Annotated in this window: 19 protein-coding genes; 8 read left to right on the top strand and 11 right to left on the bottom strand. The window is 32.7% G+C overall.

Translation table 11 applies throughout. From position 1 onward, the window contains the following. Positions 1-1245 carry an ABC transporter permease gene (locus tag CA2559_RS10265; protein ID WP_013187818.1) on the bottom strand — a complete coding sequence of 415 codons (1245 nt, stop codon included), beginning with the start codon at positions 1243-1245 and terminating at the stop codon, positions 1-3. A 107-nt stretch (positions 1246-1352) separates the two neighbouring features. Here CA2559_RS10265 and hisS point away from each other — a divergent pair, with 107 nt between their 5' ends. From hisS to CA2559_RS10295, 6 genes are all read left to right on the top strand, one after another. Beyond that, entirely contained in the window at positions 1353-2723 is a 1371-nt protein-coding gene (gene hisS, locus CA2559_RS10270) for a histidine--tRNA ligase (protein WP_013187819.1), read from the top strand. 1 nt (position 2724) lies between these two features. Beyond that, the gene (locus tag CA2559_RS10275) at positions 2725-3237 is read left to right on the top strand and encodes a DUF3124 domain-containing protein (RefSeq protein ID WP_013187820.1); all 513 of its coding nucleotides are present in this window, start codon (positions 2725-2727) and stop codon (positions 3235-3237) included. A 6-nt stretch (positions 3238-3243) separates the two neighbouring features. Then, a complete protein-coding gene (locus CA2559_RS13880) occupies positions 3244-3381 on the top strand; it encodes a hypothetical protein (RefSeq protein WP_013187821.1) in 138 nt (45 codons plus the stop codon). A gap of 61 nt (positions 3382-3442) precedes the next feature. Next, positions 3443-4243, top strand: coding sequence for a 23S rRNA (adenine(1618)-N(6))-methyltransferase RlmF (gene rlmF, locus CA2559_RS10285; RefSeq protein ID WP_316927763.1), 801 nt, complete (start codon positions 3443-3445; stop codon positions 4241-4243). Between the two features lie 2 nt (positions 4244-4245). Further along, positions 4246-4833: a pseudouridine synthase gene (locus CA2559_RS10290; RefSeq protein ID WP_013187823.1), complete on the top strand. Its 588-nt coding sequence runs from the start codon at positions 4246-4248 to the stop codon at positions 4831-4833. 41 nt (positions 4834-4874) lie between these two features. After that, the gene (locus CA2559_RS10295) at positions 4875-5585 is read left to right on the top strand and encodes a flavodoxin family protein (protein ID WP_013187824.1); all 711 of its coding nucleotides are present in this window, start codon (positions 4875-4877) and stop codon (positions 5583-5585) included. 90 nt (positions 5586-5675) lie between these two features. On the opposite strand, the gene CA2559_RS10300 is transcribed toward CA2559_RS10295, so the two are convergent. The 6 genes from CA2559_RS10300 to CA2559_RS10325 form a co-directional block, all read right to left on the bottom strand. Beyond that, positions 5676-6245: a carbonic anhydrase gene (locus CA2559_RS10300; protein WP_202944741.1), complete on the bottom strand. Its 570-nt coding sequence runs from the start codon at positions 6243-6245 to the stop codon at positions 5676-5678. Positions 6246-6391: 146 nt separating this feature from the next. Further along, positions 6392-6940 (bottom strand): type 1 glutamine amidotransferase domain-containing protein, encoded by a 549-nt coding sequence (locus CA2559_RS10305; protein ID WP_041240991.1) that lies wholly within the window; start codon positions 6938-6940, stop codon positions 6392-6394. A gap of 108 nt (positions 6941-7048) precedes the next feature. Next, entirely contained in the window at positions 7049-8020 is a 972-nt protein-coding gene (locus tag CA2559_RS10310) for a YihY/virulence factor BrkB family protein (RefSeq protein WP_013187827.1), read from the bottom strand. Continuing rightward, positions 8020-8535 carry a DinB family protein gene (locus tag CA2559_RS10315; protein WP_013187828.1) on the bottom strand — a complete coding sequence of 172 codons (516 nt, stop codon included), beginning with the start codon at positions 8533-8535 and terminating at the stop codon, positions 8020-8022. Before CA2559_RS10315 ends, CA2559_RS10310 begins: the two co-directional genes overlap by 1 nt. An 87-nt stretch (positions 8536-8622) precedes the next feature. Further along, the gene (locus CA2559_RS10320) at positions 8623-9105 is read right to left on the bottom strand and encodes an Lrp/AsnC family transcriptional regulator (protein WP_013187829.1); all 483 of its coding nucleotides are present in this window, start codon (positions 9103-9105) and stop codon (positions 8623-8625) included. A 75-nt stretch (positions 9106-9180) separates the two neighbouring features. Beyond that, complete coding sequence (locus CA2559_RS10325) at positions 9181-10347, bottom strand: M14 family zinc carboxypeptidase (RefSeq protein ID WP_013187830.1); 1167 nt, start codon at positions 10345-10347, stop codon at positions 9181-9183. Positions 10348-10624: 277 nt separating this feature from the next. Between CA2559_RS10325 and CA2559_RS10330 the strand changes: the two genes are divergently transcribed. Both CA2559_RS10330 and CA2559_RS10335 read left to right on the top strand, forming a co-directional pair. Beyond that, positions 10625-11068 carry a helix-turn-helix domain-containing protein gene (locus tag CA2559_RS10330; RefSeq protein WP_013187831.1) on the top strand — a complete coding sequence of 148 codons (444 nt, stop codon included), beginning with the start codon at positions 10625-10627 and terminating at the stop codon, positions 11066-11068. Between the two features lie 28 nt (positions 11069-11096). Next, complete coding sequence (locus CA2559_RS10335; RefSeq protein ID WP_041241192.1) at positions 11097-11471, top strand: hypothetical protein; 375 nt, start codon at positions 11097-11099, stop codon at positions 11469-11471. An 8-nt stretch (positions 11472-11479) separates the two neighbouring features. On the opposite strand, the gene CA2559_RS10340 is transcribed toward CA2559_RS10335, so the two are convergent. The 4 genes from CA2559_RS10340 to CA2559_RS10355 are packed head-to-tail and all read right to left on the bottom strand — an operon-like array spanning position 11480 to position 16229. Beyond that, on the bottom strand, positions 11480-12019 hold the full coding sequence (locus tag CA2559_RS10340) for a cupin domain-containing protein (RefSeq protein ID WP_013187833.1): 540 nt from the start codon (positions 12017-12019) through the stop codon (positions 11480-11482). 24 nt (positions 12020-12043) lie between these two features. Continuing rightward, positions 12044-13213, bottom strand: coding sequence for a S41 family peptidase (locus CA2559_RS10345; RefSeq protein WP_013187834.1), 1170 nt, complete (start codon positions 13211-13213; stop codon positions 12044-12046). A gap of 44 nt (positions 13214-13257) precedes the next feature. Beyond that, positions 13258-14163, bottom strand: coding sequence for a patatin-like phospholipase family protein (locus tag CA2559_RS10350; RefSeq protein WP_013187835.1), 906 nt, complete (start codon positions 14161-14163; stop codon positions 13258-13260). Then, positions 14163-16229, bottom strand: a complete 2067-nt coding sequence (locus CA2559_RS10355; protein WP_013187836.1) for a M1 family metallopeptidase — start codon at positions 16227-16229, stop codon at positions 14163-14165. The genes CA2559_RS10350 and CA2559_RS10355 overlap by 1 nt, the downstream gene beginning before the upstream one ends. Positions 16230-16236: the final 7 nt, after the last annotated feature.

Raw genomic sequence — 16236 nt, forward strand, 5'->3', positions numbered from 1 at the left:
TTACTCGTATCTAAGAGACTCAATAGGATCTTGTTTAGATGCTTTTAAAGCTGGATAACTACCAGAAACTACTGCAATTAAAAAGGTAATACCTGTTGCCCACAAAATAGCAACCCAAGGCGTTACAAAATCAAACTCTGCAGCAGATGCCACAGCATAACCTATAAGAATACCTAATATAATACCTATTAAACCTCCTAATTGTCCAATAATTAAGGTTTCCATAAAAAACTGAGTGGCAATTGTATTACGTTTTGCTCCCAAAGCTTTTCTAACCCCAATTTCTCGAGTACGTTCTGTCACAGAAACCAACATAATATTCATAAGTGCTATTGAAGATCCAAAAATTGTGATTATACTAATAATCCAAGCAGCAATATCTAGATACCCTGTAATTGCAAAGATTTGATTTAATAAGCTATCACTACGCTCAATCCCAAAGTTATTGTCTTGTACAGGACTAAGACCTCTTATATTTCTAAAGGTTATAGTTGCTTCATCTTGAGCACCTTCCATCATTTCTTTATTATCTATTTTCACGCTCATCTCATAGTTTATATTTGGCGCAGTAAAAATAGAACGTGCATTTTGAATAGGTATAAGTACCCTTAAGTCTTGATTGTTCCCAAACGTAGAGCCTTTTTCTTCTAAAATTCCTATTACCTTAAACTTTACGCCTCTTATACTAATCGTTTTATCAATAGGATTTATGTCTTTAAATAGAACTTCATAAAAATCAGCTCCTAGAATACAAACGTTGTTATTGTTTTCAATATCAAAGACTGTAAAATTTCTGCCTTTTTCTAATTTAAGACCAGAATTGTCTAAAAAGTATTCGTTTACACCTAATACTCTAACTTCTGGATCTGTTTTTTCGGTTTCAAATCTTACTTCGGCACTTGCTGTACCTGTAAAGGAAATGGAGGTTTGAGAAAATGGATACTCAAATTTTTCTTTAAATTCTTTTACTTCATTATAACTCAAAATAGGATTTACCTTTTGGCGTTCTCCTGGACGACCTCCCATTTGTATATTAAACTCATACTGTCTTATATTAAATGTATTGGCTCCCATAGCAGAAAAATCGCCGCTAATTGTATTTTCTAGTGCAGAAACTGCGCTAAGTATTCCCACAAGTGCAGTAATACCAATAGCAATAATCATTACCGTTAAAATGGTTCTAAGTAATTGGCTTTTAATACTATCAAAAGCTATTCGTACATTTTCCTTAAAGAGTCCAAACATAGGATTACGGTTCTACTAAATAAAATTCACTCATAAGACGCCATACCAATGATAAAGTTACTTAAATTTTGAAGTTTCTTTAAGTATCTTTGCGCTTTCAAATAATTATGGCACAGAAACCAAGCATACCAAAAGGCACAAGAGACTTCTCTCCTATTGAAGTTTCAAAGAGAAATTACATTGTAGATACTATAAAATCTAAGTTTCAAAATTTCGGTTTTCAACCTATTGAAACTCCAAGTTTTGAAAATAGCGCAACCCTTATGGGAAAATATGGAGATGAAGGCGATCGTCTTATTTTCAAAATATTAAACAGCGGAGATTTTCTTAAAAAAGTAGATGATACTACATATGCTGAAAAAGACAGTCTTGTAATGACTCCTAAAATTTCAGAAAAAGCACTTCGCTATGATTTAACTGTACCCTTTGCTAGGTATGTTGTACAACATCAAAATGAAATAGACTTTCCGTTTAAACGCTACCAGATACAACCAGTGTGGCGAGCAGACAGACCTCAAAAAGGACGATTTAGAGAGTTTTACCAATGTGATGCAGATGTTGTTGGTAGTAAAAGTTTGTTTCAAGAAGTAGATTTTATTCAACTTTATGACAGTGTTTTTACTGCGTTAAATCTTGATGGCACAACGATAAAGATGAACAACAGGAAGGTGTTAAGCGGTTTTGCTGAAGTTATTGGAGCTAGCGATAAACTTATAGACTTTACTGTAGCGTTAGATAAATTAGATAAGATTGGCGAGGAAAATGTAAAAGAAGAAATGCTTACTAAAGGTATTTCTGAAGAAGCTATTTCTAAAATTCAACCCATATTTAATGTTTCTGGAAGTTTTTCAGATAAAATTGAAACGGTAAAAAGTATCCTTGAATCTTCAGAAATAGGAATGGAAGGTATTAAGGAATTAGAGTTTATACAAGAAGCCATATCACAACTACCATTACAAACTGCAACTTTAGATTTAGATATAACTTTAGCGCGTGGCCTAAACTACTATACAGGTGCTATTTTTGAGGTTAGTGCTCCAGAAGGTGTAAGTATGGGAAGTATTGGCGGTGGTGGCCGTTACGATGATCTTACAGGTATTTTTGGCCTTAAAGATATGAGTGGTGTTGGTATCTCCTTTGGTTTAGATAGAATTTACCTTGTTTTAGAAGAACTTAATAAATTTCCTGATACGGTTTCTGAAAATACAAAGGTCCTTTTTGTTAACTTTGGAGAAACAGAGGCATTATATGCTATGCAAGCTATTAAGAAATTAAGAGCTAACGGTGTATCTGCAGAATTATATCCAGACAAGAAAAAAATGGGTAAACAGTTTGATTATGCTAACAAAAGAAATATACCATTTGTTGTAGTTGCTGGAGAAACCGAAATAGCAAATGATTTGTTAGCCTTAAAATCTATGAAAACTGGTGAGCAAGAAGATGTCTCTTTACAAACATTGATTACTAAAATGAGTTAATATGAAACACTTCCTTTTACTTACTGTAATATCATTACTATTTTGGTCTTGCCAGGAGCAAAAGGATTTTAGCACTGTAGATCCTGTAAACTGGAAAAAGAGAGCTATAAAAGATATTTCTGTACTAGACAGTTTAGAGCAAGGCTCAACCTACCTTTCTGTGTATTCTGAAATTTATAGTTTGTCTGAACATAGAACACATGATTTAACTGCTACAATAAGTTTAAGAAATACACATAGGAGTGACTCTGTATTTCTTACTAAGGCAGAATATTTTAATACAGAAGGCGATTTAATACGTACCTATTTTACAGATCCTATTTATTTGAAACCAATGGAAACTGTAGAAATTGTTATAGATGAAATAGATAAAGAAGGCGGCACTGGAGGTAATTTCATTTTTGATTGGGTTGTACAACCTAACTCTTCCGAACCATTGTTTGAAGCTGTTATGATTTCTACTTCAGGACAACAAGGACTTTCATTTACTACTGTTGGTAAACGTTTAAAATAAATTACTATGAAAAAATTACTAAGAGCACTTGTTGCATTTTGGGGTGCTAAGAAAATTGGTGGTGGCCGTTGTGGTTGTATTGGTACTATTGTAGTTTTTCTAATCTTATATTGGCTGCTAGGTTACGTTTTCGAAGCATTTTAAACCATTCTTTTCTCTGCATCCTAATAATATACATAACGGCGACTATAATTTTACTGCTTTAATTAGCACACATAAACCGCTACAAGACTTTGTTTTTAAAAACTCGTATGGAAATCTTAGTATAGATTTTTCTAATCCCGACGCTGTATATCATCTAAATAAAGCGTTATTAAAACACCATTATAATCTTACAGATTGGGATATTCCTAAACATTTTTTATGTCCTCCAATTCCTGGTCGCGCAGATTATATTCACCACATTTCAGACCTTATAGATCAAAAACAACAAGTTAAGGGATTAGACATTGGCGTTGGTGCAAATTGCATTTATCCAATTTTAGGAACTCAAATATACAATTGGGATATGGTAGGTTCTGATATTAACAAAACTTCTGTAATACAAGCAATTAAAAATGTTAATTACACCAAAGGTTTAAGTGAAAAAATTTCAATAAAGCATCAAGAAAACAATGCTAATATTTTTGAAGGCATTATAAATGAAAATGATCAATTTACTTTTACTATGTGCAATCCACCATTTTATACCTCAGAAAAAGATGCAGAACGTGAGGCTTTAAAAAAGCTTAAAAACTTAAACGACACAACAGAGTTAAAGCTAAATTTTGGTGGACAATCTCACGAGCTTTGGTGTAATGGTGGCGAAGCTCTATTCATTAAACGTATGATTAAACAAAGTGCAGCTTTTAAAGCAAATGTCACTTGGTTTACAACATTAGTCTCCAGAAAAGAAAACTTACCTAAACTTGAAAAGCAGCTTAAGAAACTAAAAGCTTCTGTAAAAGTTATAGAAATGAGTCAAGGTCACAAAAAAAGTAGAATCTTAGCTTGGCAATTTTCTTAGTTATGAATGCTGAAAACTCTACACACAAACATTTTAAACTTTATAAACCAGACGGTTATCTTAGTCAGTTTATAAATAACAGCAAGAAACGCCGAAATAAAAAACTATTAGGCGAATTATATAATTTTCCTGAAGGCACTATGAGTATTGGTAGGTTAGACGAAATGTCTGAAGGTTTACTCCTATTAACTACAGACGGTAAAGTGAGTGCCGCTGTTACAAGCTCTAAGTACGAAAAAGAATACATTGTACAAGTTAGTGGTGACATTACAGAAGGTGCTATAAATGAAATGCGTAACGGACTTACTATTCCTATTAATGGTAAGCAATATGATACAAAGCCGTGTACCGCATTTAAACTAAATAAAACACCTCAATTTCCTGAACGCCAAAAAGCAATACGAAGCTCTAGACACGGCGAAACTAGCTGGTTATCTATTTCAATTCGCGAAGGAAAATTTAGACAGGTTCGAAAAATGACTGCAAAAGTTGGCTTTCCTACATTACGATTAGTACGTATACGTATTGGCAACTACCATTTAGAAGACATGCAACCAGGACAGGTTGCTCCTATTAACATTTCACAATAGATATAAAACCAGTATCTTTAGGATAAACCTAAAATAACACTATGTCTAAGCCAGATTTTTCTTCTCTTAAAGCACTTTATTTAAACTGTACATTAAAAATATCTCCAAGAAAAAGTCATACAAAGGGCTTAATAGATGTTTCTATGAATATCATGAAATCTGAAGGTGTTACAGTAAACTATCATCGTGTAGTAGATTATGATATTGCATATGGTGTTTATCCAGACATGACAGAACATGGTTATGATACAGATGATTGGCCAAAATTATATAAAGATATTATGGATGCTGATATCTTAATTATTGGTACACCTATCTGGTTAGGAGAAAAGTCTTCTGTTGCCACTAAACTTATTGAACGTTTATACGGTATGAGTGGCAAAACTAATAATAAAGGACAATACGTGTTTTACGGCAAGGTTGGCGGTTGTATAATAACAGGTAATGAAGATGGCGTAAAACACTGTGCTATGGGATTATTATATGCAATGCAACATATAGGTTACAGCATACCACCGCAAGCAGACGCAGGATGGATTGGTGAAGTTGGTCCTGGACCAAGTTATTTAGATGAGGAAGCAGACGCTAAAAACAATGAATTTACTAATAGAAATACTACATTTTTGACGTACAACCTCTTACATCTAGCCAAAGTAATGAAAGAAAATAACGGTTATCCAAAATATGGTAATTCAAGAGAAGATTGGGATAATGGCTCTAGGTGGAGTTTTGAAAACCCAGAATACAGATAATGCTAAGTCAATAATGCTTCTATCTATAAATTAGAACAAAAAAAACGAGAGCCATTTTAGCTCTCGTTTTAGTTTTATAAAATGTAGGGCTTATAAAAACTCTACTTCTCCAGATCCTAAATTATAATATGCAGGAACTACTTTTAATTTTCCGCTATCAATTGCATCTTTAATGATTGAGCTACGGCTAGCTAATTCATCTACAGTAAGCTTTGCATTTGTTTTCACTACCTCATTAACTTCTGCATTATCATCAGACTTTGCTAACGCTGGAGAAATGTGTGATAATAAATGATTTAAGTTATAACCGTTATCTCCACCATTTACAGCAGCAGTTACAGCACCACAACTCTCGTGTCCTAACACAACAATTACAGGTGTTCCAATATTAGCTACAGCATATTCTATACTAGCAATAGAAGATGTGTTTGCTACATTACCAGCAACACGCACAACAAATAGCTCTCCTAGACCAGCATCAAAAGCTAATTCTGGCACTACTCTACTATCTGCGCAACTTAATACAATTGCGTAAGGCTCTTGTCCTCCAGTTAAATCGCCACGGCGACTTTTATCTTGCAGCTTTCTATCAAGCTTATCTTCTGTGTATCTTTTATTCCCTTCTTTTAAGCGTTCTAAAACGCTGTCTATAGTCATCATAAGTTTTTATTTTAAAGTATAAATTTCGGAATTATAGATGTAATTTCAAATTAATCTATATTAGAATTTTATACAAATGTGCATTTCTATTTATTCTATAAAAAAAGGGAACATTTCTGTTCCCTTTTTCAAAAATTATTTGATAATTAAGCGTGTTGTAACTCGTGCTTACCTTCTTTTACCTCTTCAATTAATTTTGCATTAAATGCTGGTAAATCATCAGGATTTCTACTAGTTACAAAGCCTTCATCTACTACAACCTCTTCATCTACCCAGTTTGCTCCTGCATTTACTAGGTCTGTTTTAATAGAGTTGAATGATGTTAACTTACGGCCTTTAACCACATCTGCTTCAATTAATAATTGAGGTGCGTGACAAATGGCTGCTACTGGTTTACTTTGTTTAAAGAAATCTTTAATAAAGCTAATAGCCTTATCATCTCTTCGTAAAATATCTGGGTTAATTACACCACCAGGTAACATTAAAGCATTATAATCACTAGCTGAAACATTATCCAATGTTTTGTCTACTGTATATTCGTTAGACCAATTTCCATTATCCCAAGCTTTTATCTTTCCAGACTCTTGACTTACAATATCTACTGTAAATCCTTCATTCTTCATAGCTTCTAAAGGTGACTTTAACTCACTTTCTTCAAATCCATTTGTTGCTAATATTGCGACTCTCTTATTCATCTTCTTATTATTTTGATTAGTAATTAAATTCATCTCAAATATAAGCAGATGTTAAGGCTAAGTGGGTTAATGTTTTGTGAAGCTTATGTTTAAGTTTGTTAAACAATGTTATGAGTCTACACCGTTTTCCAGCTTTTTAAAATCCTCATGATCTTCTTCTGCTTGTTTTTTTTTAAGCTCTAACTCTTGTAGTTCTTGCTCTAAAGCAGATTCTCCTTGTTCATTTGGCTCTACTTTTTCATTTTTATAGAGTGCATACTCTACAGTAAAACACGCTCCAAAAAATACTATGAGACACGTGTAGTAAACCCAAAGCAGTATAAGCACCACAGAAGAGGCGCCACCATAAACAGATGCAGGCTCACTATGCCCAAAATAAAATCCTAATAAATATTCACCTATTAAAAACAAAAGTGTTGTAACAGATGCACCTAATAAGGTAACTCTCCATTTAAGTTTTACGTCTGGTAAGATTTTAAAGATACTTGCAAATAATGCCGTTATAAATATATAAGAGAACAGGAAATTACCAATATCTAAGGCAATTGCTGTAATGTTTGGTGCAATTTGCTCTACATATTCACTTATAGCACCTATGGTTGCAGAAATTACTAAGGAAACAAGTAGCATAAGACCCACAACGAGGATCATCCCAAATGAGATTACACGATCTATAACCATTCTTAAAATGGTTTGATCTTTCTCCTTTACATTCCATATAAAATTCATAGTACGTTTTAATTGAAAAAACGCACCTGTTGCTCCAAAGAGTAGCGCACCAACACCAAATACGACTGTAAATGCAGAACTGTCATTAAGCGCGGCATTAGCAATCATACCTTCTATAGCTTCTGCGGCGCCATCTCCAATAAGGCTTCCTATTTCTGAAGTAATCCTACCTTGAACAGCATCTCTGCCGAAAAACTTTCCGGCAATGGTTACCACAATCATTAATAAAGAAGGCAATGAGAATAAGGTGTAGTAAGCAATAATTGCACTTTTAGCAAAAGGGTCTATATTATCCCAACGCTTGTAAGTAGACTTTATAAGACTTAAAAATGTTTTAAAATTTACTGTCATTACAAGTATCGTTCTTTTATAACTTCAATATGATGCTTTTCATGTCCTATCATAATAGCAGCAATGGCTCTAGCTGTCATAGCACTACCGTTTGCCGTACCTTTAAAAGAAAAAACATCTTCTTCTAAACTCTGAAACAAAACTAAAGAATGTTGCCGCTCAACATCATACTCCTTAATAATTTGTGGCATAGATTTATTATTAGCTCTTGATGGATTTATATAATCATTATGTTCAAAGCCAATTAAAGGCGTCGCATCCATACGGGCAAAACGTAATGCTCGGTAATAAAATATACGTTCTGTATCTATAATATGTTGCAGAATTTCGAGAGGAGTCCATTTGCCATCAGCATAACGGTATAGGTATTTAGACTCGTCAAGTGATTTGAAGAATTTAGTTGTAATCTCTTGTCTTTTATATAATAGCTCTAATAAATCTCCATCTCCAACTTTATCTATATATGTTTTATAATATGGGTTATACTCATCTGGCTGTATGTCTTGAACTGTCATTTTCTAACTTTTTAGCTACTAAATTAACTAAAAAACCCCCAACATTACTGTTAGGGGTTTTTATAATTAGTAATTACTACCAATTCATTATTCTTGATGTTGAAAAATGCTATGCATTAAACGTTTTTTGTCGTTTAAGCTTTCCTCTAGAGAAATCATAGTCTCTGTTCTGTAAACACCTTCGATATCGTCTAATTGATAAATAACATCTTTTGCGTGATTTGTATTCTTAGCACGTATCTTACAGAAGATATTAAACTTTCCTGTAGTTACGTGAGCAACTGTAACAAATGGAATTTGGTTTATGCGCTCCATAACAAACTTAGTTTGAGATGTGTTCTGTAAAAAGACACCAACATAAGCAATAAAAGCATAGCCTAACTTCTCATAGTCCAATGTTAAAGATGAACCAATAATGATACCAGCTTCTTCCATTTTCTTTACACGCACGTGTACCGTTCCAGCAGATATTAAAAGTTTCTTTGCTATATCTGTAAACGGCGTTCTTGTGTTTTCAATCAGCATATCAAGTATCTGACGATCAATATCATCTAATTTGAACTTTGCCATAATTATTTATTTTCTGATTAATTGTGATTAGCCGGCAAATTTAATGAATAATTCGCAATAGAACTTATAAAAGCATTAAGTATTTTTTACAAAACTCAATTTTTTACCATTTATTAACACATTAACAATATCTATTTCTTCTGCAAGTTTTTCTGAAGTATTTATTTGAATATCTAAACCACTGCATTCTAACTCTTTATGAGCATAATAATCGTTTAAGTTATCAATTTTAGCGATGTAAGGTCTAAACGTAATTAAGCCACCATCTAATTCTTCACGATATTGAATAGCTATATCTTTTATTTCTTCTTTAATAGGTGTATTTCTAAGTATGATATCGTAAAACTTCTTGTCGTTTTGCGGAATGCTAATATAATCCTCTACAGTTTCAGCCACATAACTTTTAGTAACTGCACAATATATTAGCTGTAGCAAGGCTGCATAAATAGCTTTCCTGGTATCATTTCTATCATAAGCTTCCAAATGTCCGGCTTCAAATAAAATAGTAGGCGTGCCTAGATTTTGAAACGTGTCTCCAACACAATTAATATTAAAACCATCATCATAACGCCCTATATGTCCTTTAATTAAATGTGACAATGTTGTATTCATAGCAGAGATATACTGCATAGCCACCTTTCTATTTGCTGTAATAGAGCGTTCTATATCTTGGGATGGCGACAAGAAAGATACTGCAGCAGTTTTAGGTGTAAGATTTACATTATAAATGGTGCGTTGGTCGTGTAAGTTTAAACACAAATGAGGCGTAAATTCTTTATAAACCGCTCTAAGAACGATACTTTCTGGCTGAGAGCAATCTTGAGCATCTCTATTTAAATCTTTTTCGTTAGCATTAAAGCGCGTATAAGCCTCACAACCATCTGGATTTAACTGTAAAATTATTTTTAAGGTGATGCTTTTAAATATCTCCTCAGTTTCTGCAGAGTCTTTATGAGCGTCTATAATTGATAACAGATCTAATACAGCTTTAGTAGTTGTGCTTTCGTTTCCATGCATTTGAGACCAGCCTAATATTTTATAAGAACCAGTTCCTAATGTTATAGAGTGAATTGGTTTTCCTAAAACAGAGTGACCTTCTAACGACACTTTTCCAATTGTTGAAAAGCGTTTTAAAGCTGAATTAATTTCATAAGGATGTATATAACGACTAATTATAGGCTTATAAAAATGATCGTTGTAAGACTTCCAAAATAGATGCTGATATATTGTATTATTTTCCACGTTACAAATGTAAACAATGTCTAATTTACATTTGTATACAGACAAAATATTAATTTAGTTTAATTATGTAAACACAGAGAAGGTCGTGATTCTACTATAATTGAGAAATTAATAATGATATGTATTTAATACATTTTAAATATTGTACTTCAATTAGTTACATATACTTATATCAACCTTTAATTCAATATAATTAACGTTATTATAGCTTGATTTTGGTTATATCTGTCAATTAGTTTACATTTGTAATGTATATATTTTAAAACTTGAGTTTACAATGGTAAACAGTACTGAATTTACGAAACGACTCGAAAAAATCTTTGAGTATTACGATCTGAGTGCCTCTTCTTTTGCAGATAAAATTGAAGTTGGGCGCTCTTCTATTTCTCATATTGTCTCCGGAAGAAACAAACCGAGTTTAGATTTTGTAATGAAAGTTGTATCTACTTTTGATGAAGTAGATTTATATTGGTTATTAAATGGTAAAGGAACATTCCCAAAATCAAATACAACAGTTCAGTCTTCTTCACCACCAAGACCACAATCTTCATTTAGTGATTTTGATACATCACCTACACAGGATTTATTTTCTGATGCAGAACACCATTCAAAAGCAATTGAAAATCACATTACTCCAAAACCTAGAAATGTAAAGAGTAATGCTATTGCTAAGATTATTGTTTTATATACTGATGGAAGTTTTGAGGCTTTTGAAAATTAATGCCTTATTTTTGCAAAAAAAAGATCCTATGAAGCGTTTTGCAGCTCTTTTAATCTGTTTAATACTTGCATCTTGTTATGCTCCAGAACGTGACTGTAAAGCATTTAAAACTGGTACTTTTGAATTTGAAAGTTTTTTAAATGGCGAATTAGTGACCTCGCGTTTTATTAGAAATGATTCTATTGAAATTGATATGTTTCAAGGTAAAAGTGATACTGCTTCTGTACGTTGGGTAAACGACTGTGAATATATACTCACCAATCTTAACCCCAAAAATATGGCTGAAGAAAAGCCATTACAAATTAGAATTATCACCACAGAAAAAGACTCCTATACATTTGAATATTCATTAGTAGGATCTCCAGAAAAGCAGCGTGGTACTGTTACAAGAGTTAAGGAGTAATTAATAGACTAAGTACAATACTTTCTTAAAAGCTTTTGCTCTAAGCCTAAAGTTTTTCCTAAAAATGCCAATACTATTATTCCTAAATTTTGAACACCTCTTGGTATATTAGGTACATACGTATCCATTTTTTGTAATGCAATTGCCATTAACAATATATTTTTAGGAAGTCCATTTTTATAAACCTTACCATCTTCTGCTAGGCCATACATAATTTGTAAGCCTTCTCTTAATTTTCCAGGTGTATTTACGGTTACTTTAAACACAACTGTCTTATTCGTAGGATTATAAAACTGATGTTTTGTAAATGGAGAAATTTGCCTGGTCTCATTCTCCTTTAAAAGAAAGGGCTTATTATTTATAAATACCTGTAACTCTCCAGAAATAACCTTAAATACTTCTGTAATCTTGGTGTGGTAATGCTTTTGTGTTTGCCCACTTTGCGGCAATAACGTTGTTTTAAATACTAAGGATTCTTCAGATTCAGAAAGAATTTCAATTTCATCATTTAATATAGGGTTAGAGAAAGTAACATTTCGTTTAGCCATTAGTTGTGTGCTGTCTATTAAGTGTTAATTCTCTTCAATGTTAATAATCTGCTCTATCCAACTTGTTGTATTGCTAAGTTTAACATCTGGTGTTAGCCCTTTAGTTTCATATTGCGCATATGCTTTATTATTGTGTTTTGTAGAAAGTGTTATATTATAATCCATACAAGAGGTTGTTGTTTTATAAGCTTTGTTTCCATATCCATAAGCTAACATACCTCTTGAGTTTTCTCCAACAAGTTTAGTGCGATTGTCTTCTAATAACTCTAATACAGCAAGCTCTGCCGCGCTTGAAGTTTTAAAATTTATAACAACATATATCGTTTTTAAGCTAGAGTTTCGTTTTACATATTTTATTAAAGGTTTGGCTTGCTTTAATGAGCCTCCACCATTATTCCTTAAATCTATAATCAGGTTTTCTTTTTCTAATTTTTGTAAAGTTTCATCATAAAATTTATCAGCTTCTTTCATTAAAGCTTTTGTTCTAGATAACGTCTTTATACCAACATAATCAAATGAAGGGTTTAGAGATATATAGTTGAAATTCTCGGCGTGATTTTTATTAAAAAAGTAATTATCCTCTTTATTCCAAAATGTTGAGTGAATACGACCTTCACTTATAGAAATAGTATTCTGATAAAAAAGTAGACCGTTTTTATAAAATTCAAAGATTTCAAAAGTTTTTGGTGAAGTCTTTTTTATTCTTAACCTAATTTTTCCTTTGGTCCACGCTTCAGAATTTGAATTTAACGTAATACCTAACCATTCATCTTTTGCGCTTTTTTTAACCAAAATCTTATCACTTCCTGCAAAGTAAACTCCTGAAATACTGTCTGAAGCCGTTAAAGTAGTATCTATATTTTTAGAATAGCTTGGTATATTTACTGGTATATCTTCAGGTATCCAATAAATTTCGTTATGTCGGTCTTTAATAAATGATATGTATTTCTGGATATAGCCTACACAAAAAAACGTGCTTAATGAATCATTTTTAATTTCTTCTTTTATTTGTTCTCGCCATTCTTGTAACTCTATTCTTAAATTAGCTGTAGTTACTTGATCTTTATAGCTTTTAGAGGATTTTATAACCTCAGACACTTCATTTAGTGCTGTCATACAATTACAGTCCTTTTCTTGGCTATAAGCAGTAGTTAATAGTAATGCAAAAGCCCATATGAAATTGTAATTGTACATAATCTGTTTTTAGTTAATAGCTATTCATTTTTATTTAAGAGAATTCACTTTAATTCGTTATCCTTTGCCTGTTGTGCTTTACGTTCTGCGTAGGCATATCCTTGCTTCCACCAACTACGCATGAGCTTCTTATTAAATATCAATGAGTTTTCAGTTAGTTTAGATGGTGTGTAATATAAGTTTAGTGTTACTTCCTTATTTATAGCTGCTAGTTTTCCTTCTACAATATTGTGTCTTTCGGTTTGGTCCATCATAAAGCTAAAAAGGCCAACCATAAGTGAAAACGGATTTTTACCTAATATTTTATTGTGTTCCATATTCTCACTCTCTAAAATAATAGCATCAATTTCTGTTGCGCCTCTTCTTATTGCTTCACGTATAGGGATTAAGCAACCAAAACCACCATCTGCATACTCAAATCCGTCTTTTTCAACCAGACTCATAAATGGTACGTAGTTGCAGGAAATCCATATCCATTCACAAAAATCATCATAGGTACATTCTTGAATACTCTTATATTCTACTTTGTTTTTAGTAAGGTTAGATACTGTTACTACAATATCTTTAGCGTTTGTTCGGGCTTTTTGAAATTCGGCTTCAGAAAAATTCTTACGTATAAGTTGTCTTAGGTTTTTACTTTCTCCAAACGTGCGTTTACGTTTTATAAACTGTAATAAAGAATTGACATAGTTTATAGAGACAAACTCTCTATTATCCTTGCGTTTAACACGAAACGGATTTAAACTAAAAATAGAGTTCTGATTAACATTGGTGTATATATTATACAACTTATTTAGATTGCCCAATGCTAAGTGTGGTAACAGTAAACTTCCTGTTGAACTTCCTAGAAACAAATCATACTTTGTATGTTGATGCCTAATAAGGTAATGCGCAACGCCACCAGCATAAGCTCCTTTACTACCACCACCAGAAATTACTAATGCTCTCATTATAATATAGTATCTAAAAATGCATTTTCTTCTTTTGTGAACGTTGCTTTTAGTTGTAGTAAACGTTTTTTGTAATCTGGCTTTTTTATAAGTTCTTTTAAAAGTTCTCGTGAAAACTTTTTAAATCGCCAAACGTGATGTGTTGTAGCATCAACCAAGTTCATTAAACTTTCGTCTGAAAAGGCTTCAATTTGGTATAGGTAATTAAATGCTAGTTCTCTAATCTGGTAACTATACTTAGTATTGGTATACGTTGTTAATTTTTGAAATGTTTCAGATTTATTTGTAGGCTCATAGTTTTGAGTTGCCAAGTTTAAGGTAAGCCAAAGTAACTCCACGTTATGATCTGAAAAGCCTTTAATTCCTTTTAATTGTTCAAGGTAAGTAACACGTTTATTTGGAAATTGGCTCCAAAGGGCATACAAAGCAAGTTCTTTTGTTTGGTAAGAATTATCTTGTAAAAGTGACTCAAATTCAGACTGCAATGCCTTAGGTATTTCCTTTACATTAGCAACAATAGCCTGTCTTATAAGGTGATTATTAGTGTTAAATGCCATACGCATTAAAGACAAAGCTTCTTTATGCGGTTCGTTTGCTAACTGATAAACTATTTCTTGCCCTATATAAGTATTTACTTTTGGTGCAGAAAGTTCTTTAAAAAACAAATCTGCCTTGTCTTCTATTGGAGTTTCTCTTAATGCAGAAATTTTAAAATAGTGCTGCATAAATTCAGATGCTTTTAAACTGTTCAAGGCAGCTTCTGCTTTAAAAGCAGATTGTTCTAACCAGTTGGCTTTAAAAGTGCTCAACTCTTTTCCTGAAGCTTCTTCTATTGCAGCTAAGAAATCATCTACTGTAACATTCTTGTACGCGTAAGTGTTTAAATAGTGCTTCACTCCTATTTTAAATGCTAAATCTCCAACGTCTTCCCTCAACATATGTAATGCCCAAGCGCCTTTCTCATAAAAAGTTAATGAGCTTGCCTTAGGGTTTGTTAAAGCTTCTCCTTTGCCACTATCACTTAGTTCTTTAAGACGTTCTGCACTCTCATAAAGTTTCCAATAGTAATAATCTTCTCCAAAAATCTCTCGTTCAGCCAACAATGCATAATAGGTTGCAAAGCCTTCATGAAGCCAATGGTGTGCACTACTTTTCTCGGTAACTAAATCGCCAAACCATTGGTGCGCTAACTCGTGAGCATTTACATTTACATAATTGCGGTCTATAAATCCGATATCGTCGGTTACAAAAGCATCGCTAAAAATGGTTAAGCTTGTGTTTTCCATTCCTGCATAGAGAAAGTCTTTAACATACACTTGTTTATAATTTTGCCAAGGGTACGGTACACCTATTTCAGACTCTAAAAAATTAAAAATAGTTGAAGTATGACGGTAAGTTGCCTCAAACTCCTCAGTATCTTTAGGCTCAAAATATAGCTGAATAGGAATACCACTGGCGCTTGTAAGAGATTTGTGATCATAATGTCCAGCAGCTAATGCCACCAAATAACTAGACATGGGTTGCTTCATGTCATAATACCACGTCTTTTTAGTTTTAGTGCTACTAACAGAATCTAAAACACCACTTGCCATTACATTGAGATGTTGTGGAGCTGTTATCGTAAGGTCAAACTCTATTTTATCTGTCATATCATCTATACTCGGTAACCAGTGCGACGTATATTTACCTTGGCCTTGAGTAAAAACTTGATGTTCATTTAGGTCGTTTACAAAATAAAGGGTTTGCTTTGGAGAGGTTGTGTAAGTAATATTGAAGCTATATTCTGAAGGTTTGAAATCTCCTCTAATAATCAACTTTCCGTTATCTGTTATAAACTGAAGCGTATCATTTCCAGAAACAACACTTTCAATAGTTTCAATTTTTGAATCTAAATATAACTCATTGGTTTGTTGAAGTATATCTACTATAACTTCAACTTTAGATTTAATTGATTTTGATTCAGGCAGCAATTCAATTTCAGCTGCTATTCTCTTAACATCTTGGGTTTGTGCTAATAAAGGCCATTGTAAAATTGAACAAAAAAATATAAATAATAGGTATTTCATAAACGGA

This window comes from Croceibacter atlanticus HTCC2559, assembly GCF_000196315.1.
GTDB classification, from domain to species: domain Bacteria; phylum Bacteroidota; class Bacteroidia; order Flavobacteriales; family Flavobacteriaceae; genus Croceibacter; species Croceibacter atlanticus.

Bases quoted from the DNA above. Each gene is read 5' to 3' on its own strand.
- CA2559_RS10320 (WP_013187829.1), bottom strand. From the start codon at position 9,105: ATGGCAAAGTTCAAATTAGATGATATTGATCGTCAGATACTTGATATG.
- CA2559_RS10275 (WP_013187820.1), top strand. From the start codon at position 2,725: ATGAAACACTTCCTTTTACTTACTGTAATATCATTACTATTTTGGTCT.
- CA2559_RS10310 (WP_013187827.1), bottom strand. From the start codon at position 8,020: ATGACAGTAAATTTTAAAACATTTTTAAGTCTTATAAAGTCTACTTAC.
- CA2559_RS10355 (WP_013187836.1), bottom strand. From the start codon at position 16,229: ATGAAATACCTATTATTTATATTTTTTTGTTCAATTTTACAATGGCCT.
- CA2559_RS10350 (WP_013187835.1), bottom strand. From the start codon at position 14,163: ATGAGAGCATTAGTAATTTCTGGTGGTGGTAGTAAAGGAGCTTATGCT.
- CA2559_RS10335 (WP_041241192.1), top strand. From the start codon at position 11,097: ATGAAGCGTTTTGCAGCTCTTTTAATCTGTTTAATACTTGCATCTTGT.
- CA2559_RS10340 (WP_013187833.1), bottom strand. From the start codon at position 12,019: ATGGCTAAACGAAATGTTACTTTCTCTAACCCTATATTAAATGATGAA.
- CA2559_RS10315 (WP_013187828.1), bottom strand. From the start codon at position 8,535: ATGACAGTTCAAGACATACAGCCAGATGAGTATAACCCATATTATAAA.
- CA2559_RS10305 (WP_041240991.1), bottom strand. From the start codon at position 6,940: ATGAATAAGAGAGTCGCAATATTAGCAACAAATGGATTTGAAGAAAGT.
- CA2559_RS13880 (WP_013187821.1), top strand. From the start codon at position 3,244: ATGAAAAAATTACTAAGAGCACTTGTTGCATTTTGGGGTGCTAAGAAA.
- CA2559_RS10345 (WP_013187834.1), bottom strand. From the start codon at position 13,213: ATGTACAATTACAATTTCATATGGGCTTTTGCATTACTATTAACTACT.
- CA2559_RS10295 (WP_013187824.1), top strand. From the start codon at position 4,875: ATGTCTAAGCCAGATTTTTCTTCTCTTAAAGCACTTTATTTAAACTGT.
- CA2559_RS10265 (WP_013187818.1), bottom strand. From the start codon at position 1,245: ATGTTTGGACTCTTTAAGGAAAATGTACGAATAGCTTTTGATAGTATT.
- CA2559_RS10290 (WP_013187823.1), top strand. From the start codon at position 4,246: ATGAATGCTGAAAACTCTACACACAAACATTTTAAACTTTATAAACCA.
- CA2559_RS10300 (WP_202944741.1), bottom strand. From the start codon at position 6,245: ATGATGACTATAGACAGCGTTTTAGAACGCTTAAAAGAAGGGAATAAA.
- hisS (WP_013187819.1), top strand. From the start codon at position 1,353: ATGGCACAGAAACCAAGCATACCAAAAGGCACAAGAGACTTCTCTCCT.
- CA2559_RS10330 (WP_013187831.1), top strand. From the start codon at position 10,625: ATGGTAAACAGTACTGAATTTACGAAACGACTCGAAAAAATCTTTGAG.